Source organism: Bordetella avium, assembly GCF_034424645.1.
Classification (GTDB): domain Bacteria; phylum Pseudomonadota; class Gammaproteobacteria; order Burkholderiales; family Burkholderiaceae_B; genus Bordetella; species Bordetella avium.
Genome location: NZ_CP139969.1, coordinates 3,280,425 through 3,301,771, shown reverse-complemented (window position 1 = coordinate 3,301,771; position 21,347 = coordinate 3,280,425). Strand labels below are relative to the sequence as shown.

General features: G+C 63.1%; 19 protein-coding genes and 1 tRNA gene. 9 read left to right on the top strand and 11 right to left on the bottom strand.

What is annotated here, in order from left to right:
• Window positions 1-14: 14 nt before the first annotated feature.
• Complete coding sequence (gene trmB / locus U0029_RS15220; RefSeq protein ID WP_012416152.1) at window positions 15-785, bottom strand: tRNA (guanosine(46)-N7)-methyltransferase TrmB; 771 nt, start codon at window positions 783-785, stop codon at window positions 15-17.
• A gap of 170 nt (window positions 786-955) precedes the next feature.
• On the opposite strand from trmB, the gene U0029_RS15215 reads away from it, so the two are divergent.
• A tRNA-Gly gene (locus U0029_RS15215) sits at window positions 956-1,029 on the top strand.
• 245 nt (window positions 1,030-1,274) lie between these two features.
• On the opposite strand, the gene pdxR is transcribed toward U0029_RS15215, so the two are convergent.
• From pdxR to U0029_RS15200, 3 genes are all read right to left on the bottom strand, one after another.
• Window positions 1,275-2,777 (bottom strand): MocR-like pyridoxine biosynthesis transcription factor PdxR, encoded by a 1,503-nt coding sequence (gene pdxR, locus U0029_RS15210; RefSeq protein WP_114851684.1) that lies wholly within the window; start codon window positions 2,775-2,777, stop codon window positions 1,275-1,277.
• A gap of 328 nt (window positions 2,778-3,105) precedes the next feature.
• A complete protein-coding gene (gene hutG, locus U0029_RS15205; RefSeq protein WP_114851685.1) occupies window positions 3,106-3,897 on the bottom strand; it encodes an N-formylglutamate deformylase in 792 nt (263 codons plus the stop codon).
• A gap of 356 nt (window positions 3,898-4,253) precedes the next feature.
• Window positions 4,254-5,297, bottom strand: a complete 1,044-nt coding sequence (locus U0029_RS15200; RefSeq protein ID WP_114851686.1) for an ornithine cyclodeaminase — start codon at window positions 5,295-5,297, stop codon at window positions 4,254-4,256.
• Between the two features lie 328 nt (window positions 5,298-5,625).
• Between U0029_RS15200 and U0029_RS15195 the strand changes: the two genes are divergently transcribed.
• The 4 genes from U0029_RS15195 to U0029_RS15180 all read left to right on the top strand — a co-directional run bounded on the left by U0029_RS15195 (window position 5,626) and on the right by U0029_RS15180 (window position 10,299).
• Window positions 5,626-6,267: an FMN-binding negative transcriptional regulator gene (locus tag U0029_RS15195; RefSeq protein WP_114851687.1), complete on the top strand. Its 642-nt coding sequence runs from the start codon at window positions 5,626-5,628 to the stop codon at window positions 6,265-6,267.
• 296 nt (window positions 6,268-6,563) lie between these two features.
• Window positions 6,564-7,862 (top strand): ArgE/DapE family deacylase, encoded by a 1,299-nt coding sequence (locus U0029_RS15190; protein ID WP_114851688.1) that lies wholly within the window; start codon window positions 6,564-6,566, stop codon window positions 7,860-7,862.
• On the top strand, window positions 7,859-8,926 hold the full coding sequence (locus U0029_RS15185; protein ID WP_114851689.1) for a phosphotransferase: 1,068 nt from the start codon (window positions 7,859-7,861) through the stop codon (window positions 8,924-8,926). Before U0029_RS15190 ends, U0029_RS15185 begins: the two co-directional genes overlap by 4 nt.
• The gene (locus U0029_RS15180; RefSeq protein WP_114851690.1) at window positions 8,923-10,299 is read left to right on the top strand and encodes an aspartate aminotransferase family protein; all 1,377 of its coding nucleotides are present in this window, start codon (window positions 8,923-8,925) and stop codon (window positions 10,297-10,299) included. Before U0029_RS15185 ends, U0029_RS15180 begins: the two co-directional genes overlap by 4 nt.
• Before the next feature lie 222 nt (window positions 10,300-10,521).
• Here U0029_RS15180 and U0029_RS15175 read toward each other — a convergent pair whose 3' ends face one another.
• Window positions 10,522-10,947 carry an Lrp/AsnC family transcriptional regulator gene (locus U0029_RS15175; protein ID WP_012416160.1) on the bottom strand — a complete coding sequence of 142 codons (426 nt, stop codon included), beginning with the start codon at window positions 10,945-10,947 and terminating at the stop codon, window positions 10,522-10,524.
• 187 nt (window positions 10,948-11,134) lie between these two features.
• Between U0029_RS15175 and rocF the strand changes: the two genes are divergently transcribed.
• Complete coding sequence (rocF, locus tag U0029_RS15170) at window positions 11,135-12,058, top strand: arginase (protein ID WP_114851691.1); 924 nt, start codon at window positions 11,135-11,137, stop codon at window positions 12,056-12,058.
• Here rocF and U0029_RS15165 read toward each other — a convergent pair.
• The 6 genes from U0029_RS15165 to U0029_RS15140 form a co-directional block, all read right to left on the bottom strand.
• A complete protein-coding gene (locus U0029_RS15165) occupies window positions 12,049-12,705 on the bottom strand; it encodes a fimbrial protein (protein WP_012416161.1) in 657 nt (218 codons plus the stop codon). The two genes, rocF and U0029_RS15165, sit on opposite strands and share 10 nt — an antisense overlap.
• Window positions 12,706-12,883: 178 nt before the next feature.
• Window positions 12,884-15,322, bottom strand: a complete 2,439-nt coding sequence (locus tag U0029_RS15160; RefSeq protein ID WP_147294809.1) for an autotransporter family protein — start codon at window positions 15,320-15,322, stop codon at window positions 12,884-12,886.
• Window positions 15,300-16,799: a hypothetical protein gene (locus U0029_RS15155; RefSeq protein WP_162790327.1), complete on the bottom strand. Its 1,500-nt coding sequence runs from the start codon at window positions 16,797-16,799 to the stop codon at window positions 15,300-15,302. Before U0029_RS15155 ends, U0029_RS15160 begins: the two co-directional genes overlap by 23 nt.
• A 344-nt stretch (window positions 16,800-17,143) precedes the next feature.
• Window positions 17,144-17,740 carry a lipid A 1-phosphatase LpxE gene (gene lpxE / locus U0029_RS15150; RefSeq protein ID WP_114851694.1) on the bottom strand — a complete coding sequence of 199 codons (597 nt, stop codon included), beginning with the start codon at window positions 17,738-17,740 and terminating at the stop codon, window positions 17,144-17,146.
• Window positions 17,737-18,609, bottom strand: a complete 873-nt coding sequence (locus U0029_RS15145) for a sulfatase-like hydrolase/transferase (protein ID WP_162790328.1) — start codon at window positions 18,607-18,609, stop codon at window positions 17,737-17,739. The genes lpxE and U0029_RS15145 overlap by 4 nt, the downstream gene beginning before the upstream one ends.
• Window positions 18,606-19,298: a phosphoethanolamine transferase domain-containing protein gene (locus U0029_RS15140; protein WP_162790329.1), complete on the bottom strand. Its 693-nt coding sequence runs from the start codon at window positions 19,296-19,298 to the stop codon at window positions 18,606-18,608. The genes U0029_RS15145 and U0029_RS15140 overlap by 4 nt, the downstream gene beginning before the upstream one ends.
• Window positions 19,299-19,471: 173 nt before the next feature.
• On the opposite strand from U0029_RS15140, the gene U0029_RS15135 reads away from it, so the two are divergent.
• The 3 genes from U0029_RS15135 (at window position 19,472) to U0029_RS15125 (ending at window position 21,336) form a co-directional block, all read left to right on the top strand.
• A complete protein-coding gene (locus tag U0029_RS15135; protein WP_114851697.1) occupies window positions 19,472-19,981 on the top strand; it encodes an META domain-containing protein in 510 nt (169 codons plus the stop codon).
• A gap of 72 nt (window positions 19,982-20,053) precedes the next feature.
• The gene (locus U0029_RS15130) at window positions 20,054-20,566 is read left to right on the top strand and encodes an META domain-containing protein (RefSeq protein WP_114851698.1); all 513 of its coding nucleotides are present in this window, start codon (window positions 20,054-20,056) and stop codon (window positions 20,564-20,566) included.
• A gap of 41 nt (window positions 20,567-20,607) precedes the next feature.
• The gene (locus tag U0029_RS15125; protein ID WP_012416167.1) at window positions 20,608-21,336 is read left to right on the top strand and encodes a sulfurtransferase; all 729 of its coding nucleotides are present in this window, start codon (window positions 20,608-20,610) and stop codon (window positions 21,334-21,336) included.
• Window positions 21,337-21,347: the final 11 nt, after the last annotated feature.

Sequence of the window (21,347 nt, the reverse complement as noted above, 5' to 3'; positions counted from 1 at the left end):
TGTCGGCGGGCCTGTCAGGCCTTGCGTTTGAAAATCAGATCCCAGACGCCATGGCCCAGGCGCAGGCCGCGCGTCTCGAACTTGGTCTGCGGACGGTAAGCGGGGCGCTCGGCGTAATCCTGGGCGGTGTTCTCCAGCAGCGCTTCGCCGCCGAGCACCTCCAGCATCTGCACCGCGTAATCCTGCCAGTCTGTGGCGCAATGCAGATAGCCGCCCGGCTTGATGCGGCTGGCCAGCAGTTGCACGAAGGCCGGTTGCAGCAGGCGGCGCTTGTGGTGGCGTTTTTTGGGCCAGGGATCGGGGAAGTACACATGCACTCCGGCCAGCGAGTCGGGCGCGATCATGTCGCGCACCACTTCGACGGCGTCATGCTGGATGATGCGCACATTGGGGATCTGCGAGGTTTCGATACGGTGCAGCATCGAGCCCACGCCCGCGTTGAAGACTTCCACCCCCAGGAAGTTGTCTTCCGGGCGGGCCAAGGCGATTTTTTCGGTCGTTTCGCCCATGCCGAAGCCGATTTCCAGAATCGTCGGCGCTTCACGTCCGAAAGCCGTGGCGGGGTTCAGGGGGCGCGGCGCATAGGGGATGGCCCATTTGCCCATCAATTGTTCCAGCGCATCACGTTGGCGCTGGGTAATGTGGCCCCGGCGATGCACGAAGCTGCGGATATGCGTGGCGCCAGGGCTGGCGGGCGCATGGTTGGCCGGCTCCAGCGCAGCCTGGGTGGACGGCGTGAGCTCAGTCGGCTGGCCGTCGATAGGGGTCGGGGTGTTCGCGTTCATAAGCTGAATTGTAGTGGGAGGCGCAGCCCCCCCGGAAATGCGGTCTCGGCAGGCTCGGTTCAGGACTTTGTGCGGATCGGCGGGCCAGTCCGCCCAAGCAGCCAAAGGCAAGCTATAATTCGCGCCTGCGCTGTCGCGGCTCAAGCCCGCTTCGGCGCCAGCCTCCCAAGGCGGGTGTAGTTCAATGGTAGAACGGCGGCTTCCCAAGCCTCAAGCGTGGGTTCGATTCCCATCACCCGCTCCAGTTTTCATTCCCAAACCTATGCAGATTTTGGGAAGCGAGCGCCATACCTGAGGCTCAAGGGCCTGCTGGCCTCTGTCGGTGTTCAGAAAACATCGCGTTCACCCCCATAAGTCGCTCCGGCCATCAATCTGATGCCTTGCGCTTGTCTGCGCCTGTAGAGCGGCGATGCCTGTCTGGGAAACTGGATTGCGGGAGTGCTTTCCATCTGCTGCGCAGATCGGCCTCGGCTTTGCGCCCCATCAGCACTACGCGCGCTTTGCCGCCGACCTGGTCTTGCGGCTGGCGTGCTCCAGCGAGCGCGCCAGCCGGCTTACGCCTTCCTCGATATGGTCTGACGGCACGCCGCCGTAGCCGAGCACCACGGCCTGGCGGTCGGAGTGGGTATCGTCATCCAGAAAGTGGGGCATGCCGAGCACCAGCGCTTCGGCTCGGGCGGCGTCGGCCAACGCCTGGACGCAGATTTCCGGGCCCAGCCGGGCATAGACATGCAGGCCGGCTCGGGCTTGCGACAGGCGCAGTGGCTCGCCAATGCGGCGTTCCAGGGCCTCGCGCAGCACAGACTGGCGCTGCGCGTATTCCAGGCGCATGCGTTTGATGTTGTGCGAGAAGTGGCCGTCGTTCATGAAGTCGGCCAGGGCGGCCTGCAAGTGCAGGTGGCCGGGTCGATAGATGCGCGCGCAAGCATTTGAAAAAGCATGCGCTACGTGTTCCGGAACCACCATATAACTCAGGCGCAGCCCCGCGAACATGGTTTTGCTGAAAGTGCCCATATAGATCACGCGTCCGTCGGCATCGAGGCCTTGCAGCGAAGGAATGGGCGCGGCGTCGTAGCGGAATTCGCTGTCGTAGTCGTCTTCGAGCACCCAGAGGCTGCGCGCGCGCGCTTGTTGCAGCAATTCGAGCCGCCGGGCCAGCGGCATGATGACGCCGGTGGGGTATTGATGTGACGGGCTGGTGATGACCATACGGGCGCGGCGCGGCAGGGGGCTTGCCGCGATGTCGATGCCTTGATCGTCCAGCCGTGCCGCCCGGGTGCGCAGGCCTGCGGCGCCTAAGACCGGCGCAAAGGCCCAGTGGCAGGGGCTTTCGACCAGGGCGCTATCGCCGGATTCGGCCAGCAGCCGCGCGCAGAGATCAACGGACTGGTGCGTGCCGGCCGTGACGATGATCTGCGCCGGCTCGCACACCACCGATCGCGACAGGCGTAGATAGTTGGCGATCGCCATGCGCAGGGGTAGAAAGCCCGCGCCGTCTTTGGCATAGCCGGCCAGCTCCAGATTGGATTTGTTCAGGTGGCGCGAGACCAGGCGGCGCCAGATATGAAAGGGGAACAGGCTGGCGTCGGCAATGCCGGGCACGAAGGCGCCGGTATGCTGACCCAGGCCGCCAGTGCCGCTGCCGGTGATGGCGCCTCGCGCCGACAATGCCGGACGCTCATGCTCGATCAGGTCGGCTGCGCCCGCTGTTCGCAGCGGTGTGTCGACGGTCTGCTCGACGAAGGTGCCGCTGCCGCCGCGCGCGCTCAGATAGCTCTCGGCAATCAGTCGCTCATAAGCCAGCGTGACGGTGATGCGCGAGACCCCCAGTTCTTCGGCGAGTGCGCGCGAGGAGGGCAGGCGTTGTCCGGCGGCCAAGGTGTGATCTAGCACGCCACGCCGGACGATCTCATAAATCTGTTTTTGCAGCGGCTCGTCGGCCGCGCGTGACAGGGAGCCGGTCAGCAGGTCGGCGAGCAAGACTTCTTTCATTGCGAGGCCCGGAAAAGTGGACTTAGGCAGCCCTGTGGCCGATCAAGATATCGCCAGTGCTTGCTAGCGTCAAACGCCAGCGCGAAGCTTCATGTGTCCATTTCACCAACCCGGGGTATCTTCCTGAGCGCGGGTCCGCAGCCGCTGGGCGAGGTGGGCGGGGGCTGGCCTCAATATCAGCAGTGCTAGCCTGCGTGCCCTCAATGGCTGTGCGCTTGGCAGACCGCCCTCTCTCGCGATCTGGAGGCGAACGTGACGAGGCCAGGGCAGCCTGACGCTGCTCGTTCTTAGCGCGTTAGTCTTCGCGCCCCAGCCAGGCGCTTACGTCTCAGATCGCGTCAAGCGCGGCGCGCACCAGTGTTTCGACGGCGCCGCTGGCGGCGGCTGCCAGCGCCCCATCCCAGGCATAGGGAGGCCGTTCTTCCATATAGGTGGATTGGCACATCTCTAATTGCACGGCATGGATCTGCCGCTCGGGGTCGCCATAGTGGCGAGTGATGTAGCCGCCCTGGAAGCGGCCATTGACCACCCAGCTATAGCCGGCCTGTTGTTCCAGTGCCTGCTGGATAGCGTCTTGCACGGCCCGGGCTGCGCTGGCGCCGCTGGCGGTGCCGATGTTCAGATCGGGCAGCTTGCCGTCGAACAGGCGAGGGATGACGCTAGCGATGGAATGCCCTTCCCAGAGCAGGACTTTGCCGTGACGCGCGCGCAGGCGTTCGATTTCCGCGCGGAGCTGATCGTGATAGGGCTGCCAGTAACGCACACGGCGCGACTCGCGCTCGGTTTCGCTGATCGCGTCGCGGCCGTCTAGGTAAAGAGGCTGGCCGTCAAAGGTATGGGTGGGGCACAGGCCAGTCTTGGCCTGGCCGGGGTAGAGGCTGGCATCGTTGGGCGGCCGGTTCAGATCGACGACATAACGTGAATAGCGTGCCCACAGAAAGGAGGCGCCCAGCGCGCGGCCAAAGGCATAGAGGCGGTCAAGATGCCAATCGGTGTCGGCCGAACTCAGCCCGATCGCGGTCATGTCTGGCGCCTGCTCGTCGGGGATCAGGCTGCCCAGATGGGGAATGGAGATCAACAGCGGGGTGGAGCCCGCTTCGAAGTGATAGGTATCGCTCATGAATGGGTCTGCTGCTTGGACGCCCGAAGGTAGGCAGCAGGCAGTGTAAACCGGCCTACGGTGCCTGCACTGTTTCGCGAGCCACGCGGGAGGTAGAGGGTGGGTTCAGCGGCGCTAAGCGAAAAGATCTTGGGCATGGGTGCAGGGGATGTCTAGGCCGGACAAGGGCTTGTCAGGCTGGCGGGCGACGCTGAAGCGGTGGCGGCGGTCAAGTGCTGGCGCCAAGGTGCTGCGGAGCCTGCGCACGCGGGCCCGCTCCCCGTGTCGCGCATGAAGGCCTGCGCGGCGCGCCAGGGGCGAGACGCAGGCGCCCCGGCGCGGCCTCGTGATGGCCGCGCGGCCCCTTGTGCAAACTGTCAGGCGACGCGACGCAGGCGAGCGGCGCCCTGGCCGGTGTGGCAGAACAAATCCTTGGGGTCTGCCGCCTCGGGCACGAGCTGCACGGTCTTGCCGATATCGTGTTCGAGCGATTTCGCCAGCACATAGCGCAGGACTGAGTAGTCTTCCAGGGCGAAACCCACGGAGTCGAACACGGTGATTTCCTTGGCGTCCTGGCGGCCGGTGAGATGGCCTGCCAGCACCCGCCACAGATCCTTGACCGGGAAGTCGGCGGGCAATTGTTGAATATCGCCTTCGATGCGGGTCTGCGGTTCATACTCGACGAACACGGTGGCCGCGCGCAAAACATCGGCGTGTAGTTCCGTTTTACCGGGGCAGTCGCCGCCGACGCCGTTCAAGTGCATGCCGGGTTCCAGCATGTCGGGCGTGATGATGGTGGCGTAGGCCTTGTCGGCCGTGACGGTGGTCACGATATCGGCGCCGCGCACGGCTTCGGCCGTGGAGGCGGTGCGCACGATTTTCAGGTCCGGGAAGCCCGTGAGATTGCGGATCAATTTTTCGGTGGCCTGCGGATCGATGTCATAGACGCGCAGTTCTTCGATACCCAGGTGGCAGTGGAAGGCCAGCGCCTGGAACTCGCTCTGGGCGCCGTTGCCGATCAGGGCCATCACGCGCGAATCGGGGCGGGCCAGCGCGCGGGCGGCCATCAGCGAGGTGGCGCAGGTGCGCAGGGCGGTGGCTAGCGTGAGTTCGGACAGCAGCACCGGGTAGCCGGTCTCAACTTCGGCCAGCAAGCCGAAAGCCATGACGGTGTACAGGCCGCGCGCCGTGTTGCCGGGGTGGCCATTGACATATTTGAAAGCGTAATCCTGGGCGTCGGATACCGGCATCAGTTCGATGACGCCAATGTCGCTGTGGTTGGCCACGCGCGCGGATTTGTCAAAGTCGGGCCAGCGGGTGAAGTCGGCCTTGATGGTGTCGGCCAACTCGCCGATGAAGGTGGGCAGACCGACCTTCTGAATGAGTTGGGACATGGCGGGAACATCGATAAAACGGGTCATAGGCAAGCTCTTTAGGCCGCTAAGCGGCGACCGGGATATTGTCTCCGGGGCAGGCTACCAATTTGAATCAGGCAAACTGCACAGTTCAACGCAGAAATTGTGCATCTTGCTCGTAAGCGCCTTACATAGTGATTTTTGTGCTGTGCAAAAAGTCATAATTTGGGCAGAAAGCCGGCTTTTCAGGCGGGCGTTGCGCGCGGGCGTCTCCCTGCCTGCCTGGCGTCAAGGGGGCAATACCGCGTCTGGCCCCTGTCGAATGGCGCCGTCTGGCTCTAGCCGCGGGCCTGTCCGGCACGCAGAATGGCGCATTGTTTCCCGGACAGCCGCTATGTATATCCCCGCCCCTTTCACGGTCAGCGACCCCGCCGTCTTGCATACCCTTATGCGTGACCATCCTCTGGGCATGCTGGTCACACAGGGTGGCAGCGGGCTGGATGCCAATCATCTGCCTTTCGAGTTGGATGCCGGCGAGGGGCCGTTGGGCCGTCTGAGCGCGCATGTGGCGCGCGCCAACCCCGTTTGGCAGGATGTGGCCGATGGCGACGAGGTGCTGGTGGTGTTCCGCGCCGAACAGGCCTATCTGTCGCCGAGCTGGTATCCCAGCAAGCACGAGACCCATCAGCAGGTGCCGACCTGGAACTACCGTGTGGTGCATGCGCGGGGCCGCATCACCATCCGCGATGACGAGCGTTATGTACGCGGCGTCGTGGCGCGCCTGACGCGGCGCCATGAGGCGGGCGAGGCCGTACCCTGGAAAATGAGCGATAGCGCGCCGGATTTCATCGACGGCATGCTGCGCACCATTGTCGGTATCCAGGTGGATATCACGGCAATCGAGGGGAAGTTCAAACTGAGTCAGAACAAGGCCTCCCGTGACATCGCGGGCGCCGCGCAGGCGCTTGCCGAGCGGGGCAACACCGCCCTGAGCGCAGCTATGCTGGCCTGTGATCCGGGAAAGCCGGCTTCTTGAGGGCGGGCGGCGTTGGCGCAAGCGAGGGTGAACAGGATGCGCGCTCAAAATCTGGCCCGAGCTTCGCTGTGCCGAGGCGGCGGGCATGCGGTGGCGGCACGCCCTGCGCAGCGTAGAAAATCCGCATTGTTTGAGATCGAAGATGTGGCGAGTTGGAAAGCGCTCGCTTGGTGCGGCCTCGGTTTCCAGGTCTGGCGGGTCGATAAAGTGGCTATATAAAATTTGCCAGACTGGCTATCGAGTTTAGGGCCAGTTCTCTCTATCATCCTTGGCATCACCCTGCCAATGGAAAGATCATGCCAGAACTGACGCCGGCGCTGAAAGCGCGCATTCTCGAAGCTGTCGATGCGGGATTCGCAGCCCAGACGGAATTGACCGCGCAATTGGTGTGCCTGCCCTCACAACGCGGCGAAGAAGCGACCGCCCAGGACTTCATGGCGGCCCGCTACGCCGAGCGCGGCTATGCGGTAGACCGCTGGAAGATCGACGTGGACGCCATTCGCCATCTGCCGGGCTTTTCCCCGGTCGCGGTCTCTTATGACCATGCCTACAACGTCGTGGGAGCCTATCGCTCGCACTCCTTGCAGGGGCGCTCGCTGATTCTGAATGGCCATATCGACGTGGTGCCCGTCGGCCCCTTGAGCCAATGGAGCCGCGATCCCTATGATCCGGCCATTGTCGATGGCTGGATGCACGGACGCGGCGCGGGCGATATGAAGTCGGGTCTCGTCGCCTGCCTGTCGGCCATGGACGCGCTGGCCAGCCTGGGCCTGGCGCCGGCGGGCGATGTGTTTCTGCAATCGGTGGTCGAGGAAGAATGTACCGGCAACGGAGCGCTGGCCTGCCTAGCGCGCGGCTACCGGGCCGACGCGGCTTTCATCCCTGAGCCGCTATTGCCGATGCTGATGCGCGCTCAGGTTGGCCCGATGTGGTTCCAGGTGCAGGTCGAGGGGGACCCGCAGCATGCTTCGGCGGCCTTTACGGGCGCGGGCGCCAATGCCATCCAGAAGGCCATTTTCCTGATCCAGGCGCTGGACGAACTGGAGGTGCGCTGGAATGGCCGCAAGTGTGACCACCGGCATTTCCACGATCACCCGCATCCCATTCGCTTCAACCTGGGCAAGATTGCCGGCGGCGACTGGCCTTCCAGTGTGCCGGCTTGGTGCACCTTCGACATGCGCGTGGCGGTTTATCCGGGTCAGAGCCTGGAGTCCGCCCGCGCCGAAATCGAGGCCTTCATCGCCGAAGCCGCGGCGCGAGATCCCTTCCTCGCTCAGCATCCGCCCAAGGTGGTCTACCATGGCTTTATGGCCGAAGGCTATGAGCTGAAAGACTCGGAAGCCGTCGAGGTCGCCCTGCGCTCGGCCCATGAACGGGTGTTCGGCGAGCCGCTGCGCGAATATGCGACGTCCGCGGCGACCGATGCCCGCTTCTATGGTCTTTATGCCGACACGCCCGCGATCGTCTACGGGCCGGAGTGCCGTATGCCGCATGGCTACGATGAGGCCGTCAACCTGGAGTCGGTGCGCAAAGTGACGCAGACGATTGCGTTGTTCATCGCCGAGTGGTGCGGGTTGGAGGAGCGCTCCGTATGAGCGCCAGCGCAGCGCAGGCGCTATTCGCCGCCGAGCCGCCCAAGCTGACCCCAGGGGAGGCGGAAGCGCTGGCGGCCCGCTTTTACGGTTTGACGGCGCGGGCCGATACCTTGAGCAGCGAGCGTGATCAGAATTTCCGCCTGACCCTGGCCGATGGCCAGCGCTATGTGCTCAAGGCCACGCATCCTGCGGAGGACCCGGCTGTCACGGATTTCCAGACTCAGGCTCAGCTTCATATGATGCGCGCGGGCGGCGATCTACCCATTCCGCGTCTGGTCCCCGGTCTGGCAGGCGAGTATGTGTGTTGGCACGAGGGGGCCGACGGCGCCCGCCGCGCCATCCGCCTCATCACCTTTATTCAAGGCCGTCCGCTGCATAGCGTGGGCCGCAGCGCGGCGCAGCGGCGCGCGCTGGCGCGGGCCCTGGCCCGTGTCGATCACGCGCTGAGCGGTTTTGAGCATCCGATGGCGGATCACGAGCTGCTCTGGGATGTGCAACACGCGGACCGGCTGGCCGACCTGCTGCCCTTGATCGAAGAGCCCGAGCGCCGCGCGCTGGCCGAAAAGCATATGGCGTATTTCACGCAGCGGGTGCGGCCCGCTCTGACGGGATTGCGGCGTCAGGTGATCCATAACGATCTGAATGCGTACAACGTGATGGTCGGCGCCGACAACGCCGACCATATCGCCGCCCTGCTCGACTTCGGAGATATGGTGCGCGCGCCCTTGGTGCAGGATATCGCCGTCGCCTGCGCTTATCAGCTCGAGGACGCGCCGGACCCGCTCTCCACGGCTGCCCGCGATTGCGTGGCGAGCTATCACCAGGTGCTGCCGCTGGGCGAGGCCGAGCTCGCGCTGATCCCGGGTTTGATTGCCGCGCGTCTGCTCATCACCGTGGCGATCACCGGCTGGCGTGCGCGCCAGCACCCCGAGAACCGGCAATACATCTTGCGTAATAACGCCCTCGCCTGGAACGGCTTGGCCCGCCTGGATGCTTTGCCCCGATCCCAGGCCCGCGACATTGTGTTCGCAGCCTGCCACACCTCCTTGGAGAATTCCGCATGAGTCGAGATAAAGCCATGCTCAATGCCTTCGATCCTGCGGCGGCTGCGGGCCTGCCGCAGGCCGAGCGCGCATTGATCGAACGGCGTCAACGTATGTTGGGCCCGGCCTACCGCCTGTTTTACGACCAGCCCTTGCATATCGTGCGCGGCGAGGGCGTATGGCTCTATGCCGCCGATGGCCAGCGCTACCTGGACGCCTATAACAACGTCGCTTCGGTGGGGCATAGCCATCCGCGCGTGGTGCAGGCTATTGCCGCCCAGGCGGCGGTGCTCAACACCCATACGCGTTATCTGCATGAGGGCGTGCTGGACTACGCCGAGCGCCTGCTCGCGACCTTTCCGCCCGCTCTGTCACAGGTCATCTTCACCTGCACCGGCAGCGAAGCCAATGACCTGGCCTTGCGCGTGGTCCGCAGCCATACGGGCGGCAGCGGCGTCATCGTGACCTGGCTGGCCTATCACGGCGTCACGGCGGCGGTCGCTGCGGTTTCGCCGTCTTTGGGGCAGGCCGTGCCGCTGGGTCTGGATACCCGCGCGATCGATGTTCCTGACAGTTACCGCCAGGACCCGGCGACGCTGGGCCTTTGGTTTGCCGAGCGCGTGCGTGAGGCCATCGCAGATATGCGCCGTCATGGCATCCAGCCGGCGGCGCTCCTGGTCGATACCATTTTCTCCAGCGATGGCGTCTATGCCGAGCCCGCGGGTTTTCTGGGGCCTGCTGTGGCGGTCATCCGCGAGGCGGGCGGGCTGTTCATCGCCGATGAAGTGCAGGCCGGCTTTGCACGCACCGGATCATGTATGTGGGGCTTTCAACGCCATGGGCTGGAACCCGATATCGTCACCATGGGCAAGCCCATGGGCAACGGCCATCCCATCGCCGCCATGGTGGCGCGCCCCGATGTGCTGGCCCGCTTTGGCAGCGAAGCCCGCTATTTCAATACCTTTGGCGGAAATCCGGTTTCCTGCGCAGCGGCCGCCGCCACGCTGTCGGTGATCGAAGACGAGGGCTTGCAGGCCAATGCCGCCGAAGTCGGCCACTACTTGCGCCAAGGCTTTCGGGCGCTGGCGGCGCGCCACCCGCTTATCGGCGATGTGCGGGGCGATGGCCTTTTCCTGGGGGTCGAGCTGGTCAGTGACCGCCAGGCCAAAACGCCAGCCAAGGCCCATACGCATCGTTTCGTGAATCTCATGCGCGAAAACCATGTGCTGCTGAGCGCTACCGGTCTGCATGGCAATGTGCTTAAGTTGCGTCCGCAACTACCTTTCAGAACAGAGCATGCCGACATCCTGCTCGCGGCGGCGGACAAGGTGTTCACGCAACTGGCCGAGGAGTCAACGCGGCTCACCGTGCTGGCGCCTGGACTGGGCTTTTGAGGCAGTGGGAGGCCTCGGATATCAGATAGGCCACCCTGGTCCGTCCGCGCCAGCGGTATCAGGCAGGCCAACTGGGCGCTGGCTGACGTTATAGGGCGAGATAGCGGGGATGGCTCTTGCTTAGCTCGAGCGCCGACGCACGGCGGCAAGTTCGTCCTGAGTGGGGCGGACGCCGACTTATCCAGGATAGACCGCTTGGCCGGCGGCGAGGCAACAGGGGCTTTAGCGATGCGCCGCCAGCAGCAAATGGCTTTCTGAGTTGGCCACCCCGGCTATGCCGCGCAGCTCGCGCAGCACCCGGTCAAATGCTGCGAGGTCGGCCGTGTGCAAATGCACCACCAGATCCCAGCGCCCGTTGGTGGAGTGCACCTGGGTCGCCTCAGGCAGGCGGCGCAGGGCGGCAATCACCTGGTCTGTGGCGGCCCCGTGCACCTCGATGAGGGTCACTGCCTGCACGCCAGCCTGATCTTCATGTTCGGCCATGCGCAGGGTATAGCCCGTGATAACCCCGGCGCGTTCCAGGCGCTGCATGCGGTTTTGTATGGTGCCGCGTGACACCGCTAACTGCTTGGCCAAGGCCGCAGTGGGCAGGCGGGCGTCGGTGCGCAATAGCGCGATAAGACGGCGGTCCAAAGGATCGAGCAACATGATGGGTCCGGCAGCAGTCAAAGCCCTGATCATAGTGAAAAATAGTCAGAACGCCAGATTTCTATGCTTATTGAATAGAGGATTATCGAAAAGCATCATTTTTCTATCTATCCGATAGCGCTCAAGCGTTCTACCATTGCGCCAGCAGATTGACGCTCAAACCCCCCGCCGACCAGAAGGAGATGCCATGCAGGCCAGAGATATCAGTTTGATCGGTGTGCCGACCGATGTCGGCGCCGGCGCGCGTGGCGCGTCAATGGGCCCTGAGGCGCTGCGTGTGGCAGGCCTGATCGAACGCTTGAGCCAGCGCGGCATGCGGGTTCACGATCGTGGCAATCTGGCTGGCCCGCCCAATCCCTGGCAACCCCCCTCGGCCGGCTATCGCCATCTGGATGAGGTCATTGCCTGGAACCGCCTCGTCTACGAGGCCGTGTACGCGGAGTTGCGCGCCGGTCATTTCCCCATGATGCTGGGAGGGGACCATTGCCTGGCCATTGGTTCGATCAGCGCCGTGGCGCGTCATTGCCGCGAAGCCGGCAAAGGGCTGCGGGTGTTGTGGCTGGATGCACATGCCGATTTCAACACGCAAGTCCTCACGCCGACGGGCAATATCCACGGTATGCCGGTGGCCTGTCTGTGCGGGGCGGGACCCGAAGCGCTGATCAATCTGTCAGGGGCCGTGCCGGCCATCGAGGCAGGCTGGGTGCGTCAGATCGGCATTCGCAGCGTCGATGACGGCGAGCGCCTGCGGATATACGAGGCGGGTCTGGAGGTGTTCGATATGCGCCATCTTGACGAGGCCGGCATGCGCGCCACCATGCAAACCGCGCTCGAGGGCCTGGATCACAACACCCATTTGCATGTCAGCTTTGATGTGGATTTTCTCGACCCCGACATTGCGCCCGGTGTAGGAACCACCGTGTCTGGCGGCCCGACTTATCGCGAGGCCCAGCTATGCATGGAGATGATCGCCGACACGGGGCTGATGGCTTCGCTCGACATCGTTGAACTCAATCCCGCGCTGGATGTGCGCAACCGTACCGCCATGGTGGCGGCCGAATTGGTGGAAAGCCTGTTCGGCAAATCCACCCTGATACGGCGTCAAGGGTAGAGGATCGAATACTGTACGTAGGTATGAACCTTGCCCGCCTTGATGGCGCCGTTGCCTGTCTTGATATAGCGTGCCAGATAGGTCAGCGTGGCGCTGGCCGTCTTGCTGTTGCCCGAGCCGGCCTCCACGGCTGTGAAACCCTTGCTGCGATGGTCGGCCGCGCCGATCTTGATGGCGCTGCCATCCGTATTGGCCAACTGGATTTCCACATTGTCGAATAACTTGCTGCTGTCCAGGTCGCCAGGAATGGTGCTCGCCGCCTTCGTGGGCAGCGTGTCGATGGTATAGGTCTGGAGATTGCCTGTCGCGAGGTCCACCGCAGGGCCCGGTTCAAAGTAGGCGGCCAGCATCTTGTTTTTCAGGGACTCGGGGCATTCCGTCAGCTCGATGTGAAAGACGGTGCTGCCGGCCGTGTCATTGACGTTTTTCAGGGCTGACGACGAAATCTTGGGCAGGGTGACCAGCAGATTGTAGGGCGGTGTGTTGCCATTGATTTTGCAGGTTTGCGTGGTGATTTCACCGGTGATGGTGATGACGCCATCGGAGGCATGCGCCGGGACGGCTGCCATGCCAGCAAGCGCGACCAAGACGACGGAGGTCGTTCTTATGCAGTCGATTACAGTCTGCGGTTTGAAAGCGAAAGCCATGTCTTGCCTTTAACGAGAGATAACAAGGGGAGCCTGTCAGCCTCCCCCCTTGATGGAAGGCAGGGAAGCGGGTTTCCAACCGTTCGAGAGCGGCCCGGCGCTGTCCCTCAACGCATCGAAACACCCGATGAATGTCATCAGGTGTTTCATCCATCGTCCATGCTAGCCCTGGGCGGGGTCAGAATGCCCAGCGGCCTTGCAGCGTAGCGGTCTGTTGCCGTGACCGGGAACCGAACTCTCCGGTATAGCCTACGCCCAGCGTCGCCTTGGGGCTGATGGCCAGATCCGCGCCCAATTCGGCCTGTGCCGTACTGCGTGCGATCGGGGTGCCGCTTACCGTGAAATCCGGCCCATTCTGGAAAGCGAGTTTGGATTGCGGCGTCAAGTCCTGGCCTGTGTAGCGCCAGGCCAAGCCGGCCCGCAAGCGCAGATCTTTACCCGACACCTTCAGATCGTAGGCAGCACGAACACCCAACGAGGTCACGAGGTTGCTGCGGCTTTGTGCCGCGCCATGTAGGGCGGCAACCCCACCGCTTTCCGTATAGGACTCGGTGTGCAGGCGGTTGAGGCTGATGCCGGCATAGGGTTCGACATAGCCGTGACGCCAGGGGAAGGCGTGGCCGAGTTCGGTGAAGAGCTGCACGGTATTGCCGTGGTAGCCGGCCCTCAGCGTATCGGCCAGCCCCACCTGGGAAAGATCGCGCTTGCTGCGAATGTGATGCGAGGTATAAGCGCCGCCCGCCAGCAAGTTCAACTGGCCCAAGCCGGTTTCCCACTGTTTTCCGCCGTAAGCGGTCAAGCTGAAGTTGTCGATCGTGGCCTTGGCCGAGCGCGTGCGGATGTTGACCTGTGTCTGGCTGTAGCCCAGGGCGGCGCCCAGGCGTATGTCCTTATTCTTGCCAAGAGCCTGGTCTACCCCGATGAAGAGCCCACCCGTGAAGGCACGGCCGCCGGGGGCGTTGCTATCACCTTTGTCGTGCTGCCACGATCCGAATGTCTGGGCCCACAGAGGCTGGGCGGCCGAGGAGGGCAGGGCGGAAACCGGGTAGGAGCCGCCGCTTTGCGCCAATGGCGCGCCTGGCAGCAGACCGGCTTGCAGATTGCTGCGAAGATGGGCCATGGGCACTTGCATCACAGGGGCCACTGCGCTTTGTTGTAGTGCGTTGCTGACCGAGGTGTGCGCATCGCCTGCCAGGGCATCAAACACGGCGGCCGGAGCGCCCTTGGGCAGCCGTTGCACGAACTGAGGGAGTTCGCCGCTCTCGGGCATGTGGTCGAGCGCGTTGGCGACGGCGCGCTCATTGCTGCTGACGGCCTGGCTGGCGAAGGTGTCGTTCGCGCGGCGGGTCAGTGTCAAACTAATCTGTCCTGGGGTGTTGTAGTCCAGCGTGGTGTCAATAAAGGCGAGATTGTTGTCCACCTTGCTGGATACCGTGCCGAACTTGCCCTCGACGCCGCCCGTCGCCTTGAGCAACAGATAGGGCGCGTCGAGTTGCGCGTCACGAGCCTCCACGTTCAGCTTGCTGGTTTCTTCAAGCTTTGTCTTGCCACTCACATTGAGCAGCGCCTGAGTGGGCACGGTGTCACTGGCGAGCGCGACGCTTAAGGCGCCGCCGTTCTTGATCTCCAGGTCACCCATGACCGTAACAGGCTGGCGGCCTCCGGCCGAAAGCGTGCCGCCCTCATTGATGACGGTCGAGCCGATCTGGCCCGTGCCGCTCAGGAATGCGCCGCTATGGACGGTAAGTGTTCCTCCCAGTTTTCCATCGACGCGCAGCGTACCGCCCAGAACATCTGTCTGGCCGGCAAAGGCTGCGCTGTCTCCGGTCAAGAGGGTGACGCCATGTTGCTGCGTGATGTGACCGCGGCCGGTGATAGGCGCGCCAAACTCATAGTTGTCGGAGTTATGGTTGAAAACCAGTTGTTGCGTGGCGGCGCTGTCGTCGAGCGAGGAAAATTCCAGCCCCTTGGTGGACAGTGTGCCGGCGGCTGCGGCTGCATCCTCACCGCCCAGAATGAGGCGGCTGTGCTTCCCTTGCAAGCTCAAGGCCTTGTTTCCGGTGTCCAGTGTGCCGCCATTGCGCAACTGGACGCTGGCATTGTCGTTCAGCGTGAAAGCCTGTGTCGCAGCCCAGTGTGACCCCGCGCCATCGATAAGCACGGTGGTAGACTCGCCGTCGCCAGGCTTGCCCAGGGTTGCGCCTTGGCTCTTCAGGCTGCCGCCGTCAAGGATTTTGATATCAACCTTACCTTCAGTAGCTTGGGCGTTGACCGTTGAGGCCGTCGTCAGCGAGGCGTTCTCGCCTTCGACCAATAGGCTGCTGCTGCGAGTGGATTTAAGCTGAACAGCGCTTTGGCTATCGACCGTGCCGGAAACCTTGAGCTCGCCATTGCTGATGGTGAGTGCGCCGCCGAGTTTTCCCGCAACGTCCAGAGAGCCCCCGGTTATCAGTGTTTCACCCGAGAACGTCGAGCTATCTGCGGTCAGGTTTGTCAGGCCTTGCTCTACTACGATCGAACCATTGCCCGTGATCTTGGGGCTGAAATCCAATCCATTGGTGGTGTGCTTGAAGGCGAGTATTTGCAGTGTGTCGTCACTTATTTGTGGCGAACGCAACCTCTGGTGTTTTCAGTAGCCCCGGTGCGACGGCTGCTTCGGTTGACAGGCTGCCGATGGACACTTCAGCATCCTTGCCCGACAGTGTCAAGGCTTGGTCGCCGAGATCCAGCGTACCGCCATTGCGCAATTGCAAAGTGGCATTGTCGTTAAGTGTGAAGGGCTTTGCCGTGGTGGTCCAGCGCGACCCCACGCCGTCTATCAGCACGCTAGTGGTCTTGTCACCGTCGGACTTGCCCAGTGTCGCGCCTTGGCTGTTCAGGCTGCCGCCATCGAGAATCTTGATGCTGGCCATGCCGCCACCGGTACTCGAATCGACGGTTTGCGCCGTTGTCAGGCTGGCGCCTGAACCTGAAATCAACAGGCTCGCCGTATCGGAGGTGTCTTGCGTGAGCGTCAGCGCCTCCGGCGTATCGACCGTTCCGGACACCTGGAGCTCGCCATTAATGAGGTTGAGCTTTCCGCCCAACTTGCCTACGACCTGCAGCGATCCGCCGGCTATCTCCGTGCTGCCACTGAATTGCGAGCTATCCGCACTCAGGCGTGTCAGGCCGTGTTTCAGTATGACCTTACCATCGCCAGAAAGTTTGGCGCCGAACTCAAAGCCCTCCGAGTCGGAGTGGTTGAAGACCAGCGCTTGGGTGGCGGCGGTCGCATCGCTCTTCGAGAATGCGACTGCTGCTGCGTGCAGCGTCCCAGTGGCGGCGGCGCCTTCGGTGTTTGTGCCGCCGAGGTTCAGGCTGGTGTTCTGGCCTGTCAGCGTGAGCGTTTTGTCACCGAGATCCAGCGCACCGCCATTGCGAAGCTGCACGCTGGCCTGTGCGTTGAGGGTGATGGCTCCGGTATTGGTCCAACGAGATCCGGCGCCGTCGATAAGCACGGTGGTCTTGTTGCCGTCAGACTTGCCCAGTGTTGCGCCTTGGCTGTTGAGGCTGCCGCCATTGAGCACAGTGATCGCAGTGGTGCCGCCTGCGCCGGATGACACCTCACCGCTAACGTTAAGCGAGGAGCCTGCCCCATCAATGCCGAGCGTGGCGGAGTCGGTGTTTGTGTTCGTGAGCGTCAGCATTGTGTCGCTCGTCAGGGCTCCACCATCCTTGATTTGCAACGTGGCTGCGCCGTTGTTACCGACGCGGAAACTTCCATCGGCTTTTACTTGCAAAGACGAACCCTGCCCGGTGACCAGCGTTTGCCCCTTGTCCAGGTTGAGTTTGTTCAAGACTGCCTTGCCCTGGTCCTCGACCTTGAGGCTTGCCCCACTCTCGGTAATCTGCACCTCACCGGTGGTGAGCGTCGAGCCGGCGCCGGTTACGGTGACGGAAGCTGTGGCTCCGGGAAGGATGATCCAGTCGGCGGGCGACAGGGACCCGCCGTTCTCGATGGTCAGCGATGCGGAGCCGGACAGTTGAATTTTGTTTTTGTTTTTCACATTGTTCGGGACATTTTCGCCGGAGACGGTAACGGCGGTGTTGCTCAATGTGGCATCTGGCTGCGGGACCTGGGCGTATGTGGCCGGCGCTGCAGAAAGCAGAGACAGATAAAGGGCCAGTGGAGCCGGGCGAAATATAGGACGAAAGGAGCGGGGGGGGGGGTGGAGTCATTATTGATGGCGGCTTAGGAGAAACAAGGTGTTTGCGCAGGACACCGGAGGTATGCGGTAAAGCATCGCTACGCATGCTTGAGAACCGATATAGAGTGGGGTGTTGGGCAATCATCCGGGGCTGGGCGATGGGCGGCGCGCGATGTGCCGTAATCAAGACGGAGTCCGTGACAAGCTGGCCACGTAGCGCGACAAAAGCACGGTGCGGTTTAGCGTCGGCGTTAGACGTTGGCGGGGCGGAGCCGCTTATGTCGGGCCGTGGTGAACAGGTCGGTCAACAATATGCCCAGCAGCGCACCGGCCAGGGTGGCCCAGATCGTGTGGGCGTCGAGCATCACGCGCGCCCACATGGTCATGAGCGTCATCGGTGCGAGTATCCAGAGGAAGATCAAGCCGTAACGCCGCGCGACAAACCATGCGCCAGAGGCGGCCAAGGAGGAGTGTCCTGAGGGCATGTTGTGTTTGCTGGAGGCCGAGCGCGGCCGCTGCCCGAGACGGCTGCCTGCAATTTCGACGTCGTTGAGCAGACGCTTCAGGCCGTGCACGGTTGCGGTCGCGGTGATGGCGACCACCAGCAGTTGCTTCAGGCCGACCCAATCGCGCGTCAAAAGCGGCATGGAGACCTGCATGAGCGTGTTCAGGTGGCGGCCGACATGCTCCACCGCCCACGCGGCGGCGGGGGCATCGGGCGACACATGCTTGTCATGGTCGTAAGGAAAGACCATGGCTGCGATGGCCAGGCACCAGCCCGAACCCAGCAGCTTCAGGCGTGCGGCCGGATAGCTGAGGGGCAGGCGCAGGATGTTACGGAAGGTCATGGTGTTTTCTCCCGGAACAGGTTGCGTTCGGGCTGGTAGATGGGCGATTGCATGCCGAAGGCGCCCAGCACGCTGTGAAAGACATGGTTGTGCGAGAGATCGTCTGGCGCCTGCGTAGGCAGGCGCAGGCGGGGATGGGAGTCGGATAACCAGAGATAGAAGGGGATGTCGCGTTGAACATCGGGCGCCAGCGCATTGGGTGCGCCATGCAGATACCAGCCATGCTCGCCCAGCGATTCGCCGTGGTCGGCGGCGTAAAGCAGCGTTGCCGGATAGGGCAGGCTGGACAGCATTCCGATCAGGCGGCCGAGCACGTAATCGGTGTAGACCAGCGTGTTGTCATAGGCGTTGATGAGCGATTCCGATGAGCATTCGCTGGGCTGCACAGAGCGGCATACGGGCGTGAAGGTCGTGAAGGCTGGCGGATGTTTGCGGTGGTAGGCCGGACCGTGGCTGCCAGCCAGGTGTAACACGACGAATACCCGTTCCGAGGTTGAGGTCTGGATGCGCTTGGCCAGCCCATGGAGCAGATCGGCGTCATGCCCGTCGCACTCGGGGCAATCCTGTGCGATGTCGCCGCGTTGCTCATAAGTGTTGACCGCGATGCGGGGTTCTCCGCTGTTGTTGCCACGCCAGATCACGTCCACACCCTGGCGCGACAGATAGCTGGGCAAGGGCTCGTCGCTGACCGGAAGACTGGCCGCGTCACCCTTGTGCGACAACATGCAGGCCAGCGAAGCGGTGGTGTAGGTGGCGCAGGAACGGGCGCCCGGTAGGGCAAGCAAGGTGGTGTCGCGGGTGTAGGGATTGGTGTCTCGCCCGTAGCCGTAATGGGTAATATTGGCCGAGCGGGCGGCTTCGCCGATCACCAGTACGACGACCTCTTTTTCTGCCAGGGGGGAGGCAGCGCGGCGTCGGGCAAGAGGCGTTGCACGGTCTGCTGGCCTGCTTCATGGCTGGCGTAGCGGACGGTGTTGACGAGGTAGGACCAGGGCAGCACTAGACCGCCGAGCCGCTTGGCATGTTGGTCCAGCCACAACCAACTGCCGCTGGCCGCGTAAAGCCAGGCGAGCAGAGCAAGCAGCACGGCGCTCGCGCTGGCTGCCAGATGCAGCCTCCCGCCTGAACGCAGGCGCAGGCGCCAGAGCAGGGCGGCGGGCAGCAGGCCCAGCACAAGTACATAGAAGCCCAGCATCGGGTGCAGCAGCTCGCTCGATTCGGCCCAGTCGGTGCTTAGCACATTGCCCATCATGGCGCGGTCTATCAGCACGCCATAGGTGTTGATGAAGTACAGCGCGATGGCATTGCCGATCAGCAGCAAGGCCGCAGCCAGCTTGGCCGCGCGGCGAGACAGCAGCGCGAAGGGGGCGAGCAGCAAAAAACTTAGGCCGGCCTGCGTCAGGATCAGCGTGATCAGAATGTTGATGTGGCCGTCGTTGTGCCGGGCGGCATAACGCAGCAGCGGCCATATAAACAGCAGCGAGTTGAGCAGTACGAACAGGGCCGCGAAGGCCGTACGGCTGCAGGCCGGCGGAGTACGGAAAGAGGCTAGGGACACAGGCGTTGGCGGGGCAAGCCTCATGACAAGGACGCCCGGCAGTCTCCGTGGCTTTATCCGGCGCGCGCTGTTGAGCGGCGAAAACAAGACGGTTCTGCGTCGACCCTGCGCTATAGCTCGAACATCTCTTGGCGGTTACAGTAGATGCCTACTCCTCAGACAGAGAGAATGTGATGTCCCTTCCTCGAGCAATGCTGTGCGCCGGCTTGCTGGCCCTGTCGGCCGGCTGCGCGACCCATACCGGTCAGGCCCGGCCCGTCGGGTCGGCTGCCGCCAATGCCGCCACCAGCGCGGATTCGCTGGCGCAAACCCGCTGGGAGCTGACCCGTTGGGCCGACGCGCTGGGCAATCAGCGTGATATCACGAAAGGAGGCGAGCCGATCTCGCTGACTTTCCTGGCGGATGGCAAGCAATACACGGTTCATGGTTTTTCGGGCTGCAATCGCTATCGCGGCAGCTATAAGCTGGAGGCCGACAAGCTCAGCATCACGGCACCCGCCTCGACACGCATGGCCTGCCCGGACCCGCAGCAGGCTCAGCTCGAGGCGGATTATCTGCGCGCCCTGGCAGCTATCCGCTCGTTCACGCTGGATGCCAGCGGCGCGCCGCGTCATCTGACTTTCAACGTGGCAACGGGTGACGTGCTTGAGTTTTCGCGTCGCGAGGATGCATCCAACCTCTGATGCGGCCCATGGACGGCAGGGCATAAAATAGGGGTTTCGGCCGCTCAGCCGGCCTGCATCAAGGAAGCCGCTATGCCTGCTATCTTTCGTCCGCTGTGCTATTTGACGCTTTTGCTGGGGCTGGCTGCCTGCGCTTCACGGCCTGCGCCGTCGCCCGTCATGGGGCAGCAGGTCGGGCAACAATCGGATGTTTTCGCGCAGACAAGCTGGGAGCTCGCGCGCTGGACCCGGCCCGGTGGCGCATTGCGTCCGGTGCCGCATGCGCACAGCGGGCAAAGACCCATCACCCTGGTCTTCACGCAGGACAGGGGGCGAGGGCAGATGGGGGGGGTTGCCGGGTGCAATAGCTACTCGAGCCAGTATGTGGTGGCCAATGGCCAGTTGCTCGTGCAATCGCCTCCTGTGGTGACCTATATGGCTTGCCCGACTGACACCATGCAGCTCGAGCAGGATTATCTCGCGGGCCTGACAGGGATTACCGCCAGCCATCTGAACGATGTCACGAGGCCAGAGCGCCTGACGCTTACGCTGGCCTCGGGCGATGTGCTGGACTTCGTCCGCCTGGCGAATAGGGCGCCGCGATAAGCCCGCCCGGTTTTTATTTTCAGTTTTTGCCGTCTGCTTTCATGTCTATCGTCAATATTGCCGCCTATAAATTCGTAAGCCTGCCCGATACCGTCTTGCTGCGCGAGGCCTTGCAGGAGCGCGCCGATGCCCTGGGTCTCAAGGGCACTATTCTGTTGGCCCCCGAGGGCATCAATCTGTTTTTGGCAGGTTCGGGCGAGGCGATCGAGGCTTTTCTTGCTGGCCTGCGCGCCGATGCGCGTTTTGCAGACATCGAGGTCAAGTACAGCACTTCCGCCGACGTGCCCTTTGGCAAGATGCGTGTGCGTCTTAAGCGAGAGATCATCCGCATGAATCATCCGGCCATCCGTCCCGAGGCGGGCCGAGCGCCCAGCGTCAACGCCCATACCCTGGCTCGCTGGCTCGAGCAGGGGCGCGATGATGACGGGCGCGAGGTCGTTATGCTGGACACCCGCAATGCTTTCGAAGTGGATGTGGGAACCTTCCGTAACGCCATCGATTGGCGTATCGACCGCTTCACGCAGTTCCCGGATGCGGTGCGCGAACACCGCGCAGAACTGGAAGGGAAAACGGTGGTGAGTTTCTGCACCGGGGGCATCCGCTGCGAGAAAGCCGCCATCTTCATGGAAGATATCGGGATAGCGCATGTCTATCAGCTCGAAGGCGGCATTCTGAAATACTTCGAGGAAACTGGCGGGCCGGGCTATGACGGCGCCTGTTTTGTGTTTGATGAGCGCCATGCCCTCGATCCGGCGCTCAAGCCGGTCTGACGTCGCCGCCT

Excerpts from the sequence above, each read along its gene's own strand:
- trmB (WP_012416152.1), bottom strand. The coding sequence starts at position 785 with ATGAACGCGAACACCCCGACCCCTATCGACGGCCAGCCGACTGAGCTC.
- pdxR (WP_114851684.1), bottom strand. The coding sequence starts at position 2,777 with ATGAAAGAAGTCTTGCTCGCCGACCTGCTGACCGGCTCCCTGTCACGC.
- hutG (WP_114851685.1), bottom strand. The coding sequence starts at position 3,897 with ATGAGCGATACCTATCACTTCGAAGCGGGCTCCACCCCGCTGTTGATC.
- U0029_RS15200 (WP_114851686.1), bottom strand. The coding sequence starts at position 5,297 with ATGACCCGTTTTATCGATGTTCCCGCCATGTCCCAACTCATTCAGAAG.
- U0029_RS15195 (WP_114851687.1), top strand. The coding sequence starts at position 5,626 with ATGTATATCCCCGCCCCTTTCACGGTCAGCGACCCCGCCGTCTTGCAT.
- U0029_RS15190 (WP_114851688.1), top strand. The coding sequence starts at position 6,564 with ATGCCAGAACTGACGCCGGCGCTGAAAGCGCGCATTCTCGAAGCTGTC.
- U0029_RS15185 (WP_114851689.1), top strand. The coding sequence starts at position 7,859 with ATGAGCGCCAGCGCAGCGCAGGCGCTATTCGCCGCCGAGCCGCCCAAG.
- U0029_RS15180 (WP_114851690.1), top strand. The coding sequence starts at position 8,923 with ATGAGTCGAGATAAAGCCATGCTCAATGCCTTCGATCCTGCGGCGGCT.
- U0029_RS15175 (WP_012416160.1), bottom strand. The coding sequence starts at position 10,947 with ATGTTGCTCGATCCTTTGGACCGCCGTCTTATCGCGCTATTGCGCACC.
- rocF (WP_114851691.1), top strand. The coding sequence starts at position 11,135 with ATGCAGGCCAGAGATATCAGTTTGATCGGTGTGCCGACCGATGTCGGC.
- U0029_RS15165 (WP_012416161.1), bottom strand. The coding sequence starts at position 12,705 with ATGGCTTTCGCTTTCAAACCGCAGACTGTAATCGACTGCATAAGAACG.
- lpxE (WP_114851694.1), bottom strand. The coding sequence starts at position 17,740 with ATGACCTTCCGTAACATCCTGCGCCTGCCCCTCAGCTATCCGGCCGCA.
- U0029_RS15135 (WP_114851697.1), top strand. The coding sequence starts at position 19,472 with ATGTCCCTTCCTCGAGCAATGCTGTGCGCCGGCTTGCTGGCCCTGTCG.
- U0029_RS15130 (WP_114851698.1), top strand. The coding sequence starts at position 20,054 with ATGCCTGCTATCTTTCGTCCGCTGTGCTATTTGACGCTTTTGCTGGGG.
- U0029_RS15125 (WP_012416167.1), top strand. The coding sequence starts at position 20,608 with ATGTCTATCGTCAATATTGCCGCCTATAAATTCGTAAGCCTGCCCGAT.